14 protein-coding genes are annotated in these 18,672 nt (G+C 32.1%); 12 read left to right on the top strand and 2 right to left on the bottom strand.

What is annotated here, in order from left to right; translation table 11 throughout:
* The first annotated feature begins 26 nt into the window (after positions 1-26).
* The 6 genes from EZS29_RS10450 to EZS29_RS10425 are packed head-to-tail and all read left to right on the top strand — an operon-like array spanning position 27 to position 5,489.
* Entirely contained in the window at positions 27-269 is a 243-nt protein-coding gene (locus EZS29_RS10450; protein WP_130610057.1) for a Sec-independent protein translocase subunit TatA/TatB, read from the top strand.
* A complete protein-coding gene (locus EZS29_RS10445) occupies positions 241-1,245 on the top strand; it encodes an ArsA family ATPase (protein ID WP_130610054.1) in 1,005 nt (334 codons plus the stop codon). Before EZS29_RS10450 ends, EZS29_RS10445 begins: the two co-directional genes overlap by 29 nt.
* A gap of 28 nt (positions 1,246-1,273) precedes the next feature.
* Positions 1,274-2,374 carry an ArsA family ATPase gene (locus EZS29_RS10440; protein WP_130610051.1) on the top strand — a complete coding sequence of 367 codons (1,101 nt, stop codon included), beginning with the start codon at positions 1,274-1,276 and terminating at the stop codon, positions 2,372-2,374.
* A gap of 8 nt (positions 2,375-2,382) precedes the next feature.
* Positions 2,383-3,162, top strand: a complete 780-nt coding sequence (locus EZS29_RS10435; protein ID WP_130610048.1) for an MlaE family ABC transporter permease — start codon at positions 2,383-2,385, stop codon at positions 3,160-3,162.
* A 1-nt stretch (position 3,163) separates the two neighbouring features.
* Complete coding sequence (locus EZS29_RS10430; protein WP_130610045.1) at positions 3,164-3,943, top strand: ABC transporter ATP-binding protein; 780 nt, start codon at positions 3,164-3,166, stop codon at positions 3,941-3,943.
* A 49-nt stretch (positions 3,944-3,992) separates the two neighbouring features.
* The gene (locus EZS29_RS10425; RefSeq protein ID WP_130610042.1) at positions 3,993-5,489 is read left to right on the top strand and encodes an MlaD family protein; all 1,497 of its coding nucleotides are present in this window, start codon (positions 3,993-3,995) and stop codon (positions 5,487-5,489) included.
* Positions 5,490-5,492: 3 nt separating this feature from the next.
* Here the strand turns inward: EZS29_RS10425 and EZS29_RS10420 are convergent, their stop codons facing one another.
* The gene (locus tag EZS29_RS10420) at positions 5,493-7,082 is read right to left on the bottom strand and encodes a methyl-accepting chemotaxis protein (protein ID WP_130610039.1); all 1,590 of its coding nucleotides are present in this window, start codon (positions 7,080-7,082) and stop codon (positions 5,493-5,495) included.
* 167 nt (positions 7,083-7,249) lie between these two features.
* Here EZS29_RS10420 and EZS29_RS10415 point away from each other — a divergent pair, with 167 nt between their 5' ends.
* The 6 genes from EZS29_RS10415 (at position 7,250) to EZS29_RS10390 (ending at position 16,942) form a co-directional block, all read left to right on the top strand.
* On the top strand, positions 7,250-8,995 hold the full coding sequence (locus EZS29_RS10415; RefSeq protein WP_130610036.1) for a chemotaxis protein CheA: 1,746 nt from the start codon (positions 7,250-7,252) through the stop codon (positions 8,993-8,995).
* 5 nt (positions 8,996-9,000) lie between these two features.
* A complete protein-coding gene (locus tag EZS29_RS10410; protein ID WP_130610033.1) occupies positions 9,001-9,492 on the top strand; it encodes a chemotaxis protein CheW in 492 nt (163 codons plus the stop codon).
* Between the two features lie 9 nt (positions 9,493-9,501).
* The gene (locus EZS29_RS10405) at positions 9,502-11,778 is read left to right on the top strand and encodes a methyl-accepting chemotaxis protein (RefSeq protein WP_130610030.1); all 2,277 of its coding nucleotides are present in this window, start codon (positions 9,502-9,504) and stop codon (positions 11,776-11,778) included.
* Positions 11,778-14,117, top strand: a complete 2,340-nt coding sequence (gene cheB / locus EZS29_RS10400) for a chemotaxis-specific protein-glutamate methyltransferase CheB (protein ID WP_130610027.1) — start codon at positions 11,778-11,780, stop codon at positions 14,115-14,117. The genes EZS29_RS10405 and cheB overlap by 1 nt, the downstream gene beginning before the upstream one ends.
* Before the next feature lie 1,041 nt (positions 14,118-15,158).
* Positions 15,159-15,833: an MFS transporter gene (locus EZS29_RS10395; RefSeq protein ID WP_130610024.1), complete on the top strand. Its 675-nt coding sequence runs from the start codon at positions 15,159-15,161 to the stop codon at positions 15,831-15,833.
* A gap of 338 nt (positions 15,834-16,171) precedes the next feature.
* On the top strand, positions 16,172-16,942 hold the full coding sequence (locus EZS29_RS10390; RefSeq protein WP_130610021.1) for a hypothetical protein: 771 nt from the start codon (positions 16,172-16,174) through the stop codon (positions 16,940-16,942).
* Positions 16,943-17,051: 109 nt separating this feature from the next.
* Here EZS29_RS10390 and EZS29_RS10385 read toward each other — a convergent pair whose 3' ends face one another.
* Complete coding sequence (locus EZS29_RS10385; RefSeq protein WP_130610018.1) at positions 17,052-18,530, bottom strand: methyl-accepting chemotaxis protein; 1,479 nt, start codon at positions 18,528-18,530, stop codon at positions 17,052-17,054.
* Positions 18,531-18,672: the final 142 nt, after the last annotated feature.

The raw sequence follows: 18,672 nt of genomic DNA, 5'->3' as shown, positions 1-18,672 counted from the left end.
TTTTAGTCTTTTTTTGGAGGGTGGTTATGCACTCCTTTAGCTTTGGTGAATTAGCTCTTATTTTTGGAATTGTTGTTGTGCTTTTTGGTGGAAGTCGACTTGCTGTCGTCGGTAAATCATTGGGCGAGGGAATTTCTAACTTTAAAAAAGGTTTAAGCAATGGCTCTCAACCTGAAGATAAACAATTAAAAGCACCCACTACTCCTGTGCAAAATCAAAATTTAGCTCAGGTGGTTGACGTTGAGCACAAAGACTCACCAAAGTCATAAAATGCAACTCTCCAATCAAATATCTCAAAAGCTTTTATTTGTTGTGGGTAAAGGCGGAGTAGGCAGAACAACTGTTGCGACATCTCTTGCGACTTATTTTGCAGGAAAAGGAGAGTCTGTTCTTGTTGTCCAATGGGCATTGAAAGACTCTATTTCACCTTTGTATTCATCCCCTCAGTGTTCGCACAAAGAAGCAGCATTGCCAAGTGGCTTTAAAGTCATGAATTACTCAGCAGCTGAAGCCATAAAAGAATATTTTGTTGATCATTTAAAAATGAAGCTTCTTTATTCTGTTATCATTGAAAATAAACATGTGCAGAAATTAATACATGCAGCGCCTGGTGTACAGGAGCTGTTTTTTTTAGGCCGTTTATTTTGGTTGGTTGAATTGGCGCAAAGTGAAAAAGGCTATAGCTACGATCGAGTGATCGTCGATGCGCCTGCGACAGGACATGCTGTTTCTTTATTTGGCATAGCTCCGGCAATTGCAAACTTTGGTATCACGGGCCCATTAGCAAATGAATGTGATCGTGTCGCTAAGTTAATTGCTGATCCACAAAAAACAGGGGTTATTGTTGTTACCTTACCAGAGGAATTGCCTATTGAAGAGTGCTATGAAACCATTCCAAAAATAACGAAGCAATTGAATCGCAGTCCAAACGCAATTTTTTTAAATCAATCCATCAATCCACATTTTTTTAAAGGTATTGAAAATATTAAAAATGAAGATTGGTTTATAAAAATGGAAGAAAGCTTTAAATACGAAAATTCAAAAGAAGAGTTGGAACTGATCTTAGCATCTCTCATAAAAAGAGATATTTTTGAAAAAAAACTATCTATCTGGGCGCAAAATCAAGAAAATAATCATTCACCTATACCAATTGTTTCTTTACCTGATATAGGCATGATGTATAAATCAACTACGTCACTCACGATCATAAACTCACTGGCAAAGTATTATGAATCTCTTGCTTAAGTGAATTGAATTTTATTTGAGGTAAAGAATGAGATCTTCTTTTCCAAAGCTCCATGTTTTTTTGGGTGCGGGTGGAGTTGGAAAAACGACTTTATCTGCTTCTTTTGCCCTGTCACTCGCCAGCTCAGGAAAAAAAGTGGGGCTTTTGAGTATTGATCCTGCAAAAAGATTGCAATCTGCTCTTGGGGTAAGCAATCTTTCCGAGCGTGGCGTTCTTATTCCTCTTGGAAATAACAGCAAAGGTGAGTTGCGTGCAGCTGTTTTACAAATTGGGGAGAGTCTGTCGCGCTGGGTTGAAGAAAAAGGTATGCCTGCGGATAAACAAGCAAAGCTGTTTGAAAACCCATATTTTAGCGCATTGGCAGAGAAAATGGCTTCTGCAACGGACACATTGGCCGCTATACGTATTGCAGAATGGGTCGAACAATATCCTGATGTAGAGGAATTGGTCATCGACACAGCACCTGGAATTCATGCAATCGATTTTATTTCAAAACCAGAAAAAATAATGGCCTTTCTTGATGGAAAACTGGTGGAATGGCTAAAATGGTTTGTTGGTGGAGCGCAAGAAAAACAAAGTTTTTTTGCAAGAGCCTTAAAGACTGGAGCCAGAAAAATCATAGAAGGTCTCGCACTTGTTGGGGGTCGAAATTTTTTAATCAATTTTGGTGAGTTTTTAACTATGCTGGATGATGTGTTTATTACAGCAATAAAAAGATTAAAATACTCTCAAAAGTGGTTACAAGATGAAAACACTCAATTTATATTAGTCAGCTCAATTCGCGAAGATGCTGTCTTTGTTACCAAGGAATTAGGGCGAATTTTGAAATATATGGGAATGAATCCTAAATTAGCAATTATCAATCGGGCTTTTCCTCTTCATTTAAAAAATGAAATCTCCTTTAATGATTTTATTAAAAACGAAAATAGTTTAATTGATTCTGAAAAATTACTTTCAAATTATTTAGCAAATTATATAATGACTCAGCAAAAAATATTTCATGAACTTATAAATTATGCGGAAATAGTTATTGAAGTTCCTATATCAGCTTCATTGGATAGAGAAAATGAATTAAGACTTTCTGATTTAACTTCACTAGGTGATGTTATTAGAAAAGAAATGAGATAATTTTTAATATGAAAATACTAATTTCTGTAATTGGATATATAGGTCATGTAATCCTTTCTACTATCAGTGGTTTGGGGCGATTTATAATATTTTTACGAGAAGTGTTTCGTTGGTCAATATTTCCCCCTTTTCGCATAGGTCTTATTATCAAACAGCTTGAGTTTGTTGGAAATAAAAGCTCTCTTATTATATCTATAGCAGCTTTATTTGTTGGAGCGGTTTTAGGGTTACAATTGGGTGTGATATTTCGCTTATTCAGTGCAGAGGGTTTAATGGGCGCTGCAACTGGTAAATCTTTAGCGCTTGAACTTGGGCCTGTTATGTGTGGTTTTATTGTAATTGGTAGAGCAGGCGCTGCTATGGCAGCAGAAATTGCAACCATGCGCGTGAATGAACAGATTGATGCAATGGAGGCTATGGGTGTTAATCCAATTAGTTATCTAGTTGTACCAAGGGTTATTGCAAGTGTTATTATGATGCCTATTTTAGCTGGAATATTTTTATTCATTGGTGTTGTTGGTTGTTACATCGTTGCAATTTCTTATTATCGTGTCGATACAATGGTATTTTTTCAACAATTGCAATGGATCGTATGGTGGAGTGATGTTGTCAAAGGACTTGTAAAAGCATTATTCTTTGGATTTATTTTTGCATCAATTGCTTGTTACAAAGGGTTTCATGCCAGAGGTGGCGCTAAGGGAGTCGGTGAAGCAACCACTAAAGCGGTTGTTGCAGGCTTACTCTCAATTTTAGTGGGAGACTTTATAATTACATTATTTCAGGTATAATATGGAAAAAGTAAAAGACAAATCAATAGTAACTTTAATTAATTTAAAAAAAACTTTTGGCAAAAATAAAGTTCTCAGAGGATTGAATATAAAAATACCTGAGAAAAGAATTTCATATATTATTGGTCGAAGCGGAGAAGGCAAATCTGTTACTTTAAAGCATATTATTGGTATTTTAAAACCGGATGAAGGTGAAGTTTGGATTGATGGTGTTGCGATGCACAGCGCTGATGAACGTGCATGGGAAAATATTCGCCAGCAAATAGGCACACTTTTTCAAGACGGAGCTTTATTTGACAGCTTAAATGTATTTGAAAATATATCTTTTCCAATTCAAAATCATACCAAAATGCCTTTAGAAAAAATAAAAAATGAAGTTAAAAATCTATTGGAAATAGTTGGGCTTGCAAATATTGAAGAAAAATTTCCATCTGAATTATCTATTGGTGAAAGAAAAAGAGTGGGATTAGCGAGAGCGCTTGCATTAAAACCTAAGCTGTTACTTTACGATGAACCCACGACAAGTATGGATCCATTAATTGCGGATCTCATCGATAATTTAATTCAAAACACTCAGCAAAAAATTGAAGGAATTACATCTGTTGTGATAAGTCATGATATCACTTCTGTGATGAATATTGCGGAGTATATTTTTTTCCTGCATGAAGGAAAGGTGTATTTTGAAGGAACTCCCGAAGAATTTCAAACGAGTCAAGATGCTCTTGTTAAGCAGTTCTTATCCGGCGGCAGAAATGGTCCATTGGCAGTTCCGATCGCATAAATTAAAATTATAACAGCGTGTCAAAATCAGAGGTAAGGATCGTGCATAAATGTTAATGACTTCAGAAATAAAAGTAGGTCTCTTTGCGCTCGTTGGAGCTTCGGTTTTGACAACAACAGCATTTGTTTTGGGTGGGAATCCATTTGCCAGCAAAAAACAACATTTTCATACTATTTTAAATAATGTTGGAGGAGTAGCTGAAAGAACACAAATAAGAGCGTCTGGGGTGAAGGTAGGTGAAGTCACCTCTGTTGAAATATTGCCAGATGGAGCCCGTATCAATTTCGATGTTGATTCAAACGTTAAAATTCCGAGTGGTTCTTATTTAGAAATAAAATCCCGAGGAATTCTTGGAGATGTTTATATAGAAATTGTGCGTAATTTAAAAGGCACTGGTGAAATGAAATCAGGGGATCAACTGCCCAGAAATCCAGAATCCAATGATATGGAAACCCTGATGACAAATCTCAATGCAATTGCAAGAGATATCAAAAAAATAAGCGGTTCCTTAGCAAATGTTCTTGGTACGAGTGATGGTGAAACTTCCATAAAGAATATTGTGGCAAATATTGAAGGTGTTACCAGTGATTTACGTGAAATTACAGGGTCACAGAAAGAAAATTTAAAAGAAGCCATTCAAGGGTTAAGAGACACTTCTGTGCGACTTTCAAAATTAATTGAAAGAAATGATGCGAAAATTGATCAAATTATTGCTGATGTAAAAACTTTTACAACAGAGTTAAGACAAATTTCGACCCCTGAAAATCGAGAAAAAATTGAAAGTATTATAACGAGCGTTGAAGCGGCGGCGGGATCTATCAAACGGATGGCAGCAAAAATTGAAAATGGAGAAGGCACGCTCGGCCAATTGATCGCAAAAGAAGAAACGGCTGAAGAAGTTAAAGCGACCCTAAAAAGCATTCAAGATGCAGTTCGTCCTATTTCTCAACTTAAAATCACGGTGCAAGATCGTGCTGAAGCAAGGCTTGCAAATGCGGTGCCTGGAGATAAATACACCAATGAACTCAATATCTTACTTTCCACACGGCCAGATAGATATTATTTACTTGGTGTAACAAATGCTGCATATGCGCGCAAAGTTACAAACTCAACCACAACGACGACCACAACTGGCAATACTTCTGTCACAAATACACAAGAAAATGTCCCTGAAGACGTTAATAAACTTCGCTATAATTTACAAGTTTCTCAACGATTTGGCTTTATGAGTTTGCGTCTTGGATTATTTTCAAGTTCTGCAGGTCTGGCAACAGATTTCTATGTATTTAAAGATAAATTGGTTGGAACGATGGAAATTTCTCAGTTTAATGGCGTGCCAATCCCTTCTGACACTCTTTATGGCAACAGAGGATTTATCAACTTAAAACTTTTTGTAAATTATTTTATTACGCCAAATTTCTTTGTCACAGGTGGGGTTGATGGACTCGTTATCAGTGATAAACCCTTTCCGTTCTTAGGTGCTGGGATTTCTATCAGTGATGATGATTTAAAAGGTTTAGTTGGTATAGCTTCAATAGCAAAATAAAAATTATTCTGATTCACCTTTTTCGCCATTCATAATGTAATTTAAATTATAAATGATCTCCAAAATGGTATTTGCTTTTTCAGTTAGGTCACGACTTGCTTGGGAAGATTCATTGGCAATAGATTCATTTGCTTGGGTTAATCTTTCAATTTCAGAAATTGCATTCACGATTTCCGAAATTCCCACTTCTTGTTCTTTTGCAGCTAAAGAAATATCAGTTATAGATTTTTTTACTAAAGTAACATTCTCAACTGTATTTTCCATCACGCTTGTGCATTTGTTTGCGAGAGCTGTACTTTCATTGATACTTTCATCGCCAAGAGCAATAATTTTAGAAACTTCTGAATTGGTTACAGAAATAATACTTTCGACTTTTTCTATGCTTTCAGCGAGCATATTATTTATTTCTTTAGCAGCTTCGCCACTCATCGTTGCTAGATTACCCACTTCTTCTGCAACAACAGAAAATCCTCTGCCATGCTCTCCGGCTCGAGCGGCTTCAACGGATGCATTAAAGGAAAGGAGTTTTGTTTTAAAAACAATTTCATTAATAACTTTTGTTCGCAATGAAATATTAGAAATGACTTTAATAATTTCAGAGAATCTCTTATTGCTAGAGGTTACTTTCTCCATTATATTTATATTATTAACTTTCACTTTTTCAATGCTGTTTATAAGTTCATTAACGCTTTTTTTCCCATGGAATACGGTTTCTTCACTTCTTTTAGAGAGAGCGCTCGATTCAAGTGTACTTTCAGAAGTTCGTTTTACCATTGAATTTATTTCATGGATTGCAGTGCTTGTTTTTTGTAAGGAATCGTTTTGTGACTTTGCAGCGTTGTATAATTCTTCTGACGTATCGCTTATATTACTCGCAGAAATTCTTATTTCTTGACTCTGCAAACTAAGAGATTCAACTATTTGAAGCGTGAGTTTAGTAATTTTTTTTATAAAAATATAACTGATGAAACCACTTAATAACATAAAGAACAGTATAATTAATAAATTTATAAACTGAAAATTATTGGAAGAATTTTTTGCGGTTTCAATCTTACTATTGCTTAGTTTTTCAATTGAATCTGAAAGTGCATCCAGTTCCACTTCAAGCTTTTTGAATATAATATTAAATTTTTTGCTTTCATCTGTAGCGAGCTTTCTATTTAAAGAATATGCGGCATGAATGACGCGCGTGCTTGTTTCAGTATATTCAATTAAAACGGGCAAAAGTTTTTTAATATTAATTTGGACTTCATCATCTAAATTCATTTTTTGGATGTTTTCAATATAAGAAATGAATTTTGTTGTCATTTCCTTGTTCTCTTTTTCAATTTCGACTTTGTCTTCCGAAGTTGAACCGTCTAGCATGTGAAAAAGAGCTATATTTACGTTCGCTCGTAAACCATCATGGAGCATATCGGCAAGGATTGAATTTTGGACAGCAGGGAAATATAAATTAGAAAGTGAAGTTAAGCTTTTACTGGCTTGAAAATTTGTATACACGCTAAACATTGCAATAATAAACATGTTGATAAAAACTATAAACATGAGTAAGTAAAATCTTTTTTTAAGTGATGCTTTAAAATGTAATTTCATTTTGTCCTCATTCAATCAACTTTATAATACAATCGGTAAAAGTCTGTTCGATTAAAGTGCTGCAATTTTTGCATTCAATTTATTTTGCAGTGAGTTAAACTTTTAAAATTTACAAGCGATAATAACTACAAATATTTATTATTCCATCCGGCAGAGGACAACTTATAATGGATGAAGACTTTGAATTAGAACTGCGCAAGGTTTTTTTAAGAGAGGCTGATATCAATTTGGAAGAAGCAGAAGAAGCTTATTTGCAGTTCAGTCAAAATCCACCAAGCGAACTTTTAGCGCGCTGCTTTCGCCTTGCTCATAACTTAAAAGGAAGTGCTAAAGCGGTTGGATTTAGTGATATTGCTGAAATTCTTCACAGACTTGAGTCATTTTTATTAAAGTTAAAAAACAAAGAGTTGAATGTTTCACAAAAGATTACTAATATTTTACTTGCCACAAATGACAAACTTAAATTCATAGTTGAACAGATAAAAATAAATACGGATTATAAAATTGATACAAAAAATATAATCGCAGAGATTGATCAAATTCAATCAGAAGAGTCCGGTCTCCCAATTGGAAATGCTCCAAATGAAAGTCAAGATTTAAAAGAAGGTGACATTTTTGTCTTATATGATATTAATGAAGTTGAAGAAGCAAAAAATAATATTTTATCAAACAAAATTGAAGAAATTACAAAGCAAAAAATTAATACAACGAAAAAAATAATAAATGAAGAAGTAATTCGTGTTTCTCTTAATAAAATTGAAAAACTACAAAATTATATTGGCGAGATTGTTATTATAGAGAGTATGCTTGAAGAGCAAATAAAGCAGGAAAGTAATCAAAATTTAAAAAATTATTATCGTCTATTAAAAAAAACGACCAAAGAAGTTCAAGAAATAATTATGGGCTTGAGATTGGTACCTATTAAACCTGCATTTCAAAAACTTCTTCGTACAGCACGCGATACTTCTGCCCAGCTAGGAAAAACAGTGAATGTTACATTTGTAGGAGAGAATACGGAACTCGATAAATTTATTTTGGATGAATTATCCGACCCTCTCATGCATATGATTCGAAATGCAATTGATCATGGTATTGAAGACAATGATGAACGAGTTGCAAAGGAAAAAATGCGAGAAGGGAATATTTCCGTCAATGCATCGCATGAATCTGGTAATCTAGTTATCACAGTGGCTGATGATGGAAAGGGATTGAATCCAACGCAAATATATGAGAGCGCAGTTAAAAAAGGTGTGATCTCTGAAGATGTTAAGTTAACAGATAGTCAATGCTATGAGCTCATATTTGCTCCGGGTTTTTCAACAAAAACTGAAACAACTGAAATTTCTGGACGCGGAGTAGGAATGGATGTTGTTAAAACGAATATTGAAAAGCTGAATAGAAAAATTGAAATCAGTTCGGTTTTAAATATGGGGACTAATTTTAAAATAAAAATTCCACTTTCTGTAGGAATTATGGAAGCTTTTATAGCTGAAATATCTAACCAAAAATTTATCATACCCGTCCAACAAGTCATTGAATGCTTAAGTTTAAGAAAAAGTAATTTAACATATTTAACTGGAATTGAGAACATCATCAAACTTCGCGATGAAGAAATTTCTGTCATTGATCTCTCTTTAGGATTAAATCTTCATAAGAAAAAAGAAGAAAAATTAAAAGATAGGGTTATTTTTATTGTCCAAGCGAATGCAATTAAAATAGGTGCCATTGTTGATAAAGTTATTTCTATTCAGTCGGTTGTCACTAAAAATCTGGGTGAAGAATTGAGATGTGAATCAGGAATTATTGGAAGTGTTATACTTGGTGATGGAAAAGTTGTACCAATTTTAGAAATTTCTCAATTAGTGAACAGTAGAAATTTTCAAAATAATCTACAAAAAAGTATAAGTAGGTAAATGTTATGAGTGATGAGAAATTAAATAAACAGACCATGTTATTTTCTGCGGAAAATCGATACTTATGCTTTAGTTTAGGCAATGAGCGTTTTTGTATTCCTCTTTTACAGGTAAAAGAAGTCATTGGTATTCCTGAATTTACCCAAATACCATATACTCCAGGCTATTTTTGTGGGATTATGAACTTAAGAGGAAAAGTGATCAGCGTTATTGATATGCGTAAAAAATTAAATATTACAAGCAAAGGCGATGATGAAAACTCAGTGATAGTCTGCGATTTAGATAATATAACAATGGGTGCTTTGGTCGACTCTGTTGACAATGTCATAAAAATTGAAAAAGACAAGATACTGCCTAAACCAAATATGCAGACTTCTATTAAAAATGATTATATAGATGGAATTATTGAACATAAAAATCTAATCATAGTTTTAATGAATTTAGTAAAGTCATTAAGTATTGAAGATCTAGTTCATATTGAGAATTCTGGATCGTGAGGTGTTTCAATGTTGGATAAATTATCTTTACGAACTAAAATATTTTTTATAAGTATTTGCGGAATTCTTATCGCCTGTGTGGCATCTATTATATTAACTTTAATTAATGTTTCTCAACAAGAAGAAATGGTAAAAAGTAAACTATTTCTTGCGGCAGAAGATTTATCAAACTCATTTCAAGATCAATTTTATGAGCGATATGGAGATATAAAAGTTTTTGCTCAGTATTTTAAAAATACTCAAGGTTTATCGAGGGAAAATGTCATCACTCTCAATCAATTTAGTGTATTATATGGAATTTACGATCTTATTCTCGTCTGTGATCTCAATGGAAAACTTTTGGCAGTGAATGATAAATCTCCAGATGATAAAAAAATAAATAGTGAAATGCTATATGCAATGAATTTTTCAAAAACAAAATGGTTTAAAGAAACTTTGGCGCGAAATTTTTTGGAAGATCCTAAGAAAGGATTTTCCAATGTTTATTTTCAAGATGCAGAATTTAATACTATGGTTGAAAAAGTTTACAATGTGAAAAAATATGGAACTATTTTCTCAACACTTATATATAATACAAAAGGTGATCCAATTGGAATTATTAGTAGTCATGCCGATTTTTTTTGGCTTGAAAATACGATATCGCGTGTGTACGATAGTTTTGTAAATAGTGGCTTAAAAAGTCTTGAAATAAACTTATTAGATTCTAACGGTACTCTTATTTTGGACTTTCATCCCGCTTCGAATGAATATAAAAATATCGTGGTCCATAATGAAAATTATCTTAATAAATTCAATCTTGTTAAAGCAGGGCAAACAGCTGCAATTCAAGCGCAAAAAGGTCTAGAAGGTGTCCTTGAGTCTGAAAATATAAGACGAAAAGAAATACAATTTACCGCATATAAATTGATTTCTGGAATGAAAATAGTAGATAAATTGAATTGGAAAGTTTTAGTTAGAATTGATAAAGATGAAGCCTTATCAGCTATAAATAAAACAAAGATTATTTTTTCTCTTTTATTAGTAACCATTTTAATTATCACTATTGCTGTTAGTATATATTTTAGCACTGAAATTTCTAAAATTATAATGAATCTAGCAGCTAAGTTATCGCATGGAAATCAAGAGTTAAATAGAACATCTGCAGAGGTGAATCAGGAAAGTCAAAAATTATCAGCAGCCTCTATCCAACAAACTTCAGCTTTGCAAGAGACAGCCTCTGCTGTGAATGAAATAAGTGCTATGATGAATAAAACCTCAGAAATGGCAGATATGTCTCAGAAAAAGTCAGAAGAAAGTCGGAATAAAATAACCGCCGGTAAAAGTGCGATCGAAAAAATGGTACATTCTATTGCTAATATTAGATCGAGCAATCAGAATGTGTTGAACGAAGTTGTTGAAGGAAATAAAAGGATCTCAGAAATAGTAAAATTTATATCTGAAATTGAAAATAAAACTAAAGTTATTGATGAAATTGTTTTTCAAACGAAAATTCTATCCTTCAATGCTTCGGTTGAAGCCGCAAGAGCTGGCGAGCATGGCAGGGGTTTTTCCATTGTTGCTGAAGAAGTTGGTAACTTAGCCCAAATGAGTGGGAATTCTTCAAGTGAAATATCTGCATTACTTGAAAATAGCGTTGATAAAGTAAAAAGTATTATCGATGATACGAAAAATAATATTGAGAGAATAATGTTGATTTCGAAAGAAGCTGTTCAATCTGGCGAAGAAGTGAGCCGAGAGTGTATGGAGATCTTTGAAATAATCTTTGCAAACTCAGAAGAAGTAAATACACTTATTTATGAAATTTCAAACTCATCAAGAGAACAAGCTCGTGGCGTAGCAGAAATAAATAATGCTATGAGTGAACTTGATACATTGACAAATCAAAATTCTAAAATTGCTCAAAAATCATCGGAAACTTCCGCCATTCTTTTTAATCAAAGTCATGAACTAGAAGCCCTTACGAAGGGATTAATGGATATCGTTTACGGACACAATGATAATTCTTCAGCTATAGATATAAGTGAAGATGACTCCTCACATAAATCATTTTCTAAGAAAAGCGAAAATAAAAATTTAAATATAGAAAAATTTATAAAAAATACTAAAAGAGAATATCCTAATGAAATAATAAAAAAAATAGATAAAAATGAAAAATTATTTATAAAAAGCGAAAGAAAAATAAATAAAAATGAAAAATATCTTAGCAAAAATGACAAGAATGTAAAAAATGAAAATAAAAAGGATGGAGTGCCCAAATATAACGACGATCGCTTTGAGGAGCTTTGATGTATTCAGAATGGAATGATCTCATTCTTAAAATTAAGAATATAGTGAACGAAGAAACGGGTAATCAATTATCTGAAAACAATATTTCAATGGTCGAATCGCGTTTACAAAAGCGCTTAACGTTTCTCGGAATGAATACTCCTAAGGAGTATTTAGATTATTTGCAAAAGAATTTATTGCAAGAGAAAAAAGCGATTATTTCTTTATTCACAACTCATCATAGTTTCTTTTTTAGAGAGTACTTTCATTTTGAAGACGTAGAAAAAAAATATTTAAAAAAAATATTAAATGCGAAGAAAGATAAAACAATCCGAATTTGGAGTGCTGCCTGCAGTCAGGGGCAAGAAGCATATTCGCTTTCTATGCTATTTCATAAATTAAAACAAGAGAATAAATTAAATAACTGTGATTTTAAAATACTTGCTACTGATGTTGATCACGAATCACTTGAGTATGCAAAAAATGCAGTCTATATCTATAAAGACATTTCTCAAGTTCCAATGTCTTATATTCATGGCAATTGGCTGAGAGGTCGTGGAGAAATTCGCGATTATGTTAAACCTAAGTTACATATTAAAGACTCAGTTACTTTTGAAGAAGTAAACTTAATAAAAATAAATAATAAATTTTTAACAGAAAAATTTGATATTATCTTTTGTCGAAACGTTTTGATCTATTTTAACGATGAACAAATTAAAGAAATCATAAAAAACCTTTTGGCTCGACTTGAGCCTCATGGTATTTTAGTCCTAGGTATCAGCGAGTCGATTAATGGTTATAATCTACCCGTTAAATTATTATCCAATGCTATTTATTCGCATAGTACGCATGAAGAAAAAGAATTCAGTTCACCCATTCCTGAAACTAAAAAACCACTTGCTAAAGTGCTAGTTGTAGACGACTCTCCAACTATATTACTTTTGATGAAAAAAATTCTTTCTACAGATAATGGCTTTGAAGTCGTCGCAACTGTGAGCAGTGCAGCTCAAGCGCGAGAGGTTCTAAAAACAAGTAAAATTGATATTGTGACTCTAGATATTCATATGCCCGATGAAACAGGTATAGAGTATTTAAAATCTTCATTTGTGAAAGGAAAACACCCACCCGTTTTGATTGTCAGCTCAATTGAAAGAGATGGAACTAACATTGCTAAGGAAGCGCTGGATTTAGGAGCTTCCGATTATGTTGAAAAACCTGATTTAAAAAATATGGCTGAATCGAGTGAAGAAATATGTTTTAAAATTGATACAATTTTAAAAAGCAATAAAGTAACTGATTCGTTTAATGATAAGCCCGCTGTTCAGTTAAGAGATTTGCACGATACGATTCGTGTTCTCATTGTGGATGATTCGCCTACAATTCGGACACAGCTTAAAAATATTTTAGCAAAAAGTAAGAATATAAAAGTTGTGGGGGAGGTGGAAGACCCAAGACAACTTGACAAACAAATTCAATTGTTGAAACCAGATGTTATTACTTTAGATATTAATATGCCATATTTAAGTGGCATTGATATTTTACGTTTGATAATCCCCCGCTACAAAATTCCAACTGTTGTTGTAAGCGCCTTGAATTTAGAAGAAGGATCTCTTGTTATGGAAGCGCTTGAACTTGGTGCGGTGGAATTTTTTCAAAAACCAGAGTTACGAAATGTTGTCGAAGAAGGAAAAATATTAATTGAAAAAATTATTTTAGCAAAAAGTGCAAAAATATCTTTTCATAGAGATCGAGTCTATAATTATAATGAAAATAAAATTTTAGATGAAGAGTATTTAATAGCCATAGGATCTTCTACGGGGGGTACTGAAGCTTTAAAATTGATTTTAGAGCATCTTCCATCACAAATACCACCTATTTTGATTGTTCAGCACATACCTGAAGTCTTTTCAAAAGCACTTGCAGATAGGCTGAATAATATTTGTCCTTTTGATGTGGTTGAAGCAAAAGACAATGATATTTTAATGCCAAATAGAGTTTATGTTGCTCCTGGAAATTATCATATGATCGTAAGAAAACATGTAAAAAATTTACAAATTCAAACGACAGGAGCCAATGTGGTCAATGGGCATAGACCTTCCGTCGATGTATTATTTAATTCACTGGCACAATTAAAGTTACAAAAAATGCTTGGCATTATATTAACAGGAATGGGAGCTGATGGTGCGCAAGGGTTAAAGCAATTAAAAGATGCTGGGGCAAAAACAATTGCCCAAAATGAAGAAACTTGCGTGGTTTTCGGTATGCCTCGTGAAGCTATTAAATTAAATGCAGTCGATTTTATTGAGCCACTTGAGAATATTGCAAATAAAATAATCAATTTAACTAAAGTGTCTGATTAATCATCATTTTGAAATTTATTAAATTCGACGGGTGGTGCAAAAATCATCATTTTGAAATTTATTAAATTCGACGGGTATGAGTAAGAGAAGACTCCTCTGGGCAGAGTTGCTGGCCGCAAATGCCCTTCGGAGCCATTCTCTTACTCTCCCCTCTAAATTAAGCTATTCGACGCACTGCTGATTTATGCTGCGTAACTTAATCATATACGGCCACTGCTGATTTATGCTGCGTAACTTAATCATATACGGCCACTGCTGATTTATGCTGCGTAACTTAATCAGATACGACCACTGCTGATTTATGCTGCGTAACTTAATCATATACGGCCACTGTTGATTTATGCTGCGTAACTTAATCATATACGGCCACTGTTGATTTATGCGACAATCTGTTGGTTTTAAACGACCACTGATGATTTATGCTGCGTAACTTAATCATATACGGCCACTGCTGATTTATGCTAAGTAACTTTATTTTATGCGTCGTTCGGTTTGTTACAATAAATAAAATATTTACTTAAAATTATTTTTATGCTAACAATTTTTTCTAATTGAACAAAGAGGTTTTTTGTAAAGAACATAATCTTACAAGAGATTTATTTATAAAAGAGTGAAATTAATAAAATGGGACTGCGCATACACAGTACGGCAATAAATTTTCTAAGTAAAAATAACTTCTATATTGTAAGCCTTATTTTTCGAGTTTATTATATTATTTTCTCAATCTCTTACCCGCTTTTTGCCATTGCAAATAACCTCCCACTGATGGTGCTGAATTTATATTCAATCACTTCGCTTTTGAGTTTGTTTTTCTTAATATGTTCTTATAAATTATATCATTTTTCTATACAATATATTAAGTATATAGCAATTATAATTTCAATTATTAATTTACTTTTCTATGTTTTTAATTTCTATCAATCAATCCCATTCTGTTATATATTTGCCATTATAATGGGTCTTTCTTCTTCATCCATTGAGGTTGCGAGCCTCTCATTTGCGACAAATACATCCGATAAAAACACATTGAAAAATCAACTTATGATGCTCAATTTTTTAAAAATTTTAGGTATATCGCTTGGCTTTTTCATCGGCTGCCTTGTGACCTCAAGCGATAAAAGTAAAGATTTAAGTAATATTGTGATATATTTTATGGCTTTCGCTTCTATTTTATTATCTTTTTTCATTGATACAGCAAAAAGAAATGATGAAAAAATAAGTTTTTCGCTCAAGCAGTTTCTTAAGAATAAAAATTTTAAACATTTGAATTTTTGTATTGTTTTATTTATTCTAGACTTATCTGTTTTTAGTTTTTGGTACACAACCATTCCGCCGGCTTTAAAAAGCAACGGTCTCGATGTTAGTATTATAGGAATTTTTCTTGCGATTGAAGCATTCTGTCATGCCTTTTCACAAAAATTATGGTTAAAACTCTCCTACTATATAGGAGAAAAAGTAACTTTCTTTATCAGTCTTTTTAGCCATATCTTCATTTTATGTGTTATTTTATTAAGCAATACTAGAAATATTTTGGAGATATTTATTTTATTTGTCTTACTTGGAATTTCAAATTCAGGTACGTATATCAACTCAGCAGCGCTATTTTACAGCAGAAACTATGACATCAATAAATTTCAGTTAATCTCTCTTCACTTAATAGCTTCAAGTGTGGGTAAATTTTTAGGGCCATTTATTGCTATATTTTATCTTAAATGAATAATTGTTTGTTTTTTAGAAAACTACTTTAAGCAAACTATTACATCATTTCAAGTATGTTATGTTGAGTTAGTAAATGTATCTGGATATGCAAAATTTTTTTAAAATAAAGATTTAAATTCATAGAGATATTTTTCTTAATATTGTTAGAGAAGAATAACAAAAATATTTTCTATTGTAAAATTAATAAAAAAAGTTATGGCACTATATGGTTTTGAAATTAACCGATTGGCTAATTTTGATTTAATATAAATTATGGAAACGGTTGTGAAAAATATTTTTTACCTTTTAAATCATATTTATTAGTATGATTTAATTTATTAAAGAAAGAATATTTAATGAAAATAGATTGTAAATCAATAGATAATATTCCAATTATAGAAGTTGTGGAAAATTCAACGGTTGGAATGAAATTAATAAAAAATGTTATAAAATTATTTGATGGTAATTTACTATTTAACTCAAGCAATGTATTTAAATCAACTTTAAAAAGAGATGATTTTTCAGGTGCGCATTTTATTGAATTAAAAGATGAAAATCTATTAAATGATACTTTTTATTTACCCTTTAAAGAAAATAGTGTAACCGCAATGGAGTTGCCAAGCACAGGAACTGTACAAACGTTTATAACGGCTCGAATGAATGGATGTTCTTTTTATATTTGTCGCAATCTTTTCACAAAAAAGATTGTTGTTTGTCACGCAAATGCAATAAATTCTAGTGCAGACGATGTTAAAAGCGTAAAAGATTTAGTAAATAAATCTCCCAATTGGCAAAGTTTTAATACACAAAAATCTCTTGCTCGAATGATGGATATCTTTTCTGAAAAATATAAATCAAAAGGAAATTTACAATTATTGAGATCATTATATAAAGATGAATATTTTAAAATTGTTAATCATGCTTCTAATTTTTATTATCTAATAAAATCAATACCTTCTAATGATGCGGTGAATTTTATCGGAGGGACAATTGTTATAGGTTTTCGGAAAAATAATAAATGGAGTTTTTATTATCAAACAATAATGAACACGAATAATATAAATATAAAAAATTATAAATTAAATTACAAAATTATTGAGTCAAAAAAGTTTTTTGAAGAATATTAATTTTTATTAAAAAAAATATATTTGTCTTAATTTTTAGATCAAGTTAAAACTATTAATAACTCATCGCAAACAAAGAGAATATTTATAATACTCATTCTATCTGTATTACTTATTTCTGGCCAAGGACAATTTCTTCAGTTTTAGATGAAATCGTTTTTAATGCATGACTGATTTCTAATACTTTAGAAGAAGATCGGATAGAACTTTCTGCACTCTTCAAATTGTTTATTGCAGATAAATCAATTTTAGTCATTGCTTCTGATATCTGCTTTACCCCAATTTCTTGTTCCTTTGTAGCCTCTGTAATCTGACTCATTTGTGTATTGATTTCTTTTACATCTATAATAATTTGATCAAAGATATTCGAAACCTCTATGGTTTTACTTTGACCTTCCGTGACTCTGCTTATGGTTAATTCTAAAATGCTTTTAACTTTTTCCCTGCTTTTATTAAGGAGATCCCTAATCTCATTCGAGGATTTCCCACTTGTTTTTGCTAAATTGCCTACTTCTTCTGCAACCACAGCAAAGCCTTTCCCATGTTCTCCTGCTCGAGCGGACTCAATTGAGGCATTTAAGGAAAGCAATTCAGTTTTTGTAACGATATCATTAATAATCATTGCTTTATTTTCAATTTGTATAATAATAGCTTCAATTTCTGAAAGTTTTTGACCTGCTTCTTGTATCGCCTCCATGGCTGAAACCATGTCTTTGACTGCAGTATTGCCCATTTCTGTTCGATTATTGATAGTTTGTGATAATTTTTCTGAATTAAACGTAAGAGTAGATGTCCTTGCAATCATACTTGTTACTTCAGAAATTGCGGCTGCGGTTCCTTGAATTGAGCTTGCTTGTTCATTGGAAGATTTTCCAACATCCTCACTCATTTTTGTCAATTGAGTCGATTCTTCTTCCATTTTGTCAGATGACTCTTTTAATAAATTCGTAAGGTTGGACAGTGGTTTTGAAATATAATTTGCAATTTTAGTGCCACCAAACATTAATAAAATTGTAATAAATGTTGTTATTGTTACGAGTTGAATTATATTATTATTTTTAGCTCTATCAACATCATCGATATAAATACCAGTGCCAATATACCATTTCCATTCTGGAATCGGGATTAAGTAAGTGAGCTTTGGAAAATTCTCTGTTGAACCAGGTTTTGTTGTGAAATAAGACAAGAATTCTGGTCCTGTATTTTTTAATGAGATTTCTACAAATTTTTTGTACTGAGCAGAACTTTGAATGACACCATCATCTTTCGGTCGCTTTGGATTTACTATCTGGCGCATATCATAATCGCCAATAAAAAAGTAATTGTCACCATCATACCGTGCAGCATTTACAGTGGTTTTTACCCTTGTGACGGCTTCTTCATGAGATAATTTGCCTTCCTTTTCTAATTTTATATATTGAACAACAACAGCTCCAAGTGCATTACTTAAGTTTCTTAATTGCGTTCTTTTTTCATCCATCAGTCTATTAATGGATGCATTTCCTAAATAAATTAATGTAAGAGTAAATAGAATAATTATGAAAATGTTCCAATAAATTATTTTTTGTTTAATACTTAATTTGTTTAGCATTACTGCACCTATAAATTTTTATTAAATTTTAATTATAAAAAATATATATAATTAAATTTAAAGTATTAATTAAGAATAAAATAATTAACTTTTTTGGTATAATATGAGTATACGAAAACTTGTCAGATTTCCGAATACTTGA

It is taken from the genome of Fluviispira sanaruensis (assembly GCF_004295685.1).
Classification (GTDB): domain Bacteria; phylum Bdellovibrionota_B; class Oligoflexia; order Silvanigrellales; family Silvanigrellaceae; genus Silvanigrella; species Silvanigrella sanaruensis.
Note: the sequence above shows the minus strand (reverse complement) of the source record. Positions and strands in the feature narration are given on the sequence as shown.

Excerpts from the sequence above, each read along its gene's own strand:
- EZS29_RS10430 (WP_130610045.1), top strand. The coding sequence starts at position 3,164 with ATGGAAAAAGTAAAAGACAAATCAATAGTAACTTTAATTAATTTAAAA.
- EZS29_RS10450 (WP_130610057.1), top strand. The coding sequence starts at position 27 with ATGCACTCCTTTAGCTTTGGTGAATTAGCTCTTATTTTTGGAATTGTT.
- EZS29_RS10425 (WP_130610042.1), top strand. The coding sequence starts at position 3,993 with ATGTTAATGACTTCAGAAATAAAAGTAGGTCTCTTTGCGCTCGTTGGA.
- cheB (WP_130610027.1), top strand. The coding sequence starts at position 11,778 with ATGTATTCAGAATGGAATGATCTCATTCTTAAAATTAAGAATATAGTG.
- EZS29_RS10385 (WP_130610018.1), bottom strand. The coding sequence starts at position 18,530 with ATGCTAAACAAATTAAGTATTAAACAAAAAATAATTTATTGGAACATT.
- EZS29_RS10405 (WP_130610030.1), top strand. The coding sequence starts at position 9,502 with ATGTTGGATAAATTATCTTTACGAACTAAAATATTTTTTATAAGTATT.
- EZS29_RS10435 (WP_130610048.1), top strand. The coding sequence starts at position 2,383 with ATGAAAATACTAATTTCTGTAATTGGATATATAGGTCATGTAATCCTT.
- EZS29_RS10415 (WP_130610036.1), top strand. The coding sequence starts at position 7,250 with ATGGATGAAGACTTTGAATTAGAACTGCGCAAGGTTTTTTTAAGAGAG.
- EZS29_RS10395 (WP_130610024.1), top strand. The coding sequence starts at position 15,159 with ATGATGCTCAATTTTTTAAAAATTTTAGGTATATCGCTTGGCTTTTTC.
- EZS29_RS10440 (WP_130610051.1), top strand. The coding sequence starts at position 1,274 with ATGAGATCTTCTTTTCCAAAGCTCCATGTTTTTTTGGGTGCGGGTGGA.
- EZS29_RS10390 (WP_130610021.1), top strand. The coding sequence starts at position 16,172 with ATGAAAATAGATTGTAAATCAATAGATAATATTCCAATTATAGAAGTT.
- EZS29_RS10410 (WP_130610033.1), top strand. The coding sequence starts at position 9,001 with ATGAGTGATGAGAAATTAAATAAACAGACCATGTTATTTTCTGCGGAA.
- EZS29_RS10420 (WP_130610039.1), bottom strand. The coding sequence starts at position 7,082 with ATGAAATTACATTTTAAAGCATCACTTAAAAAAAGATTTTACTTACTC.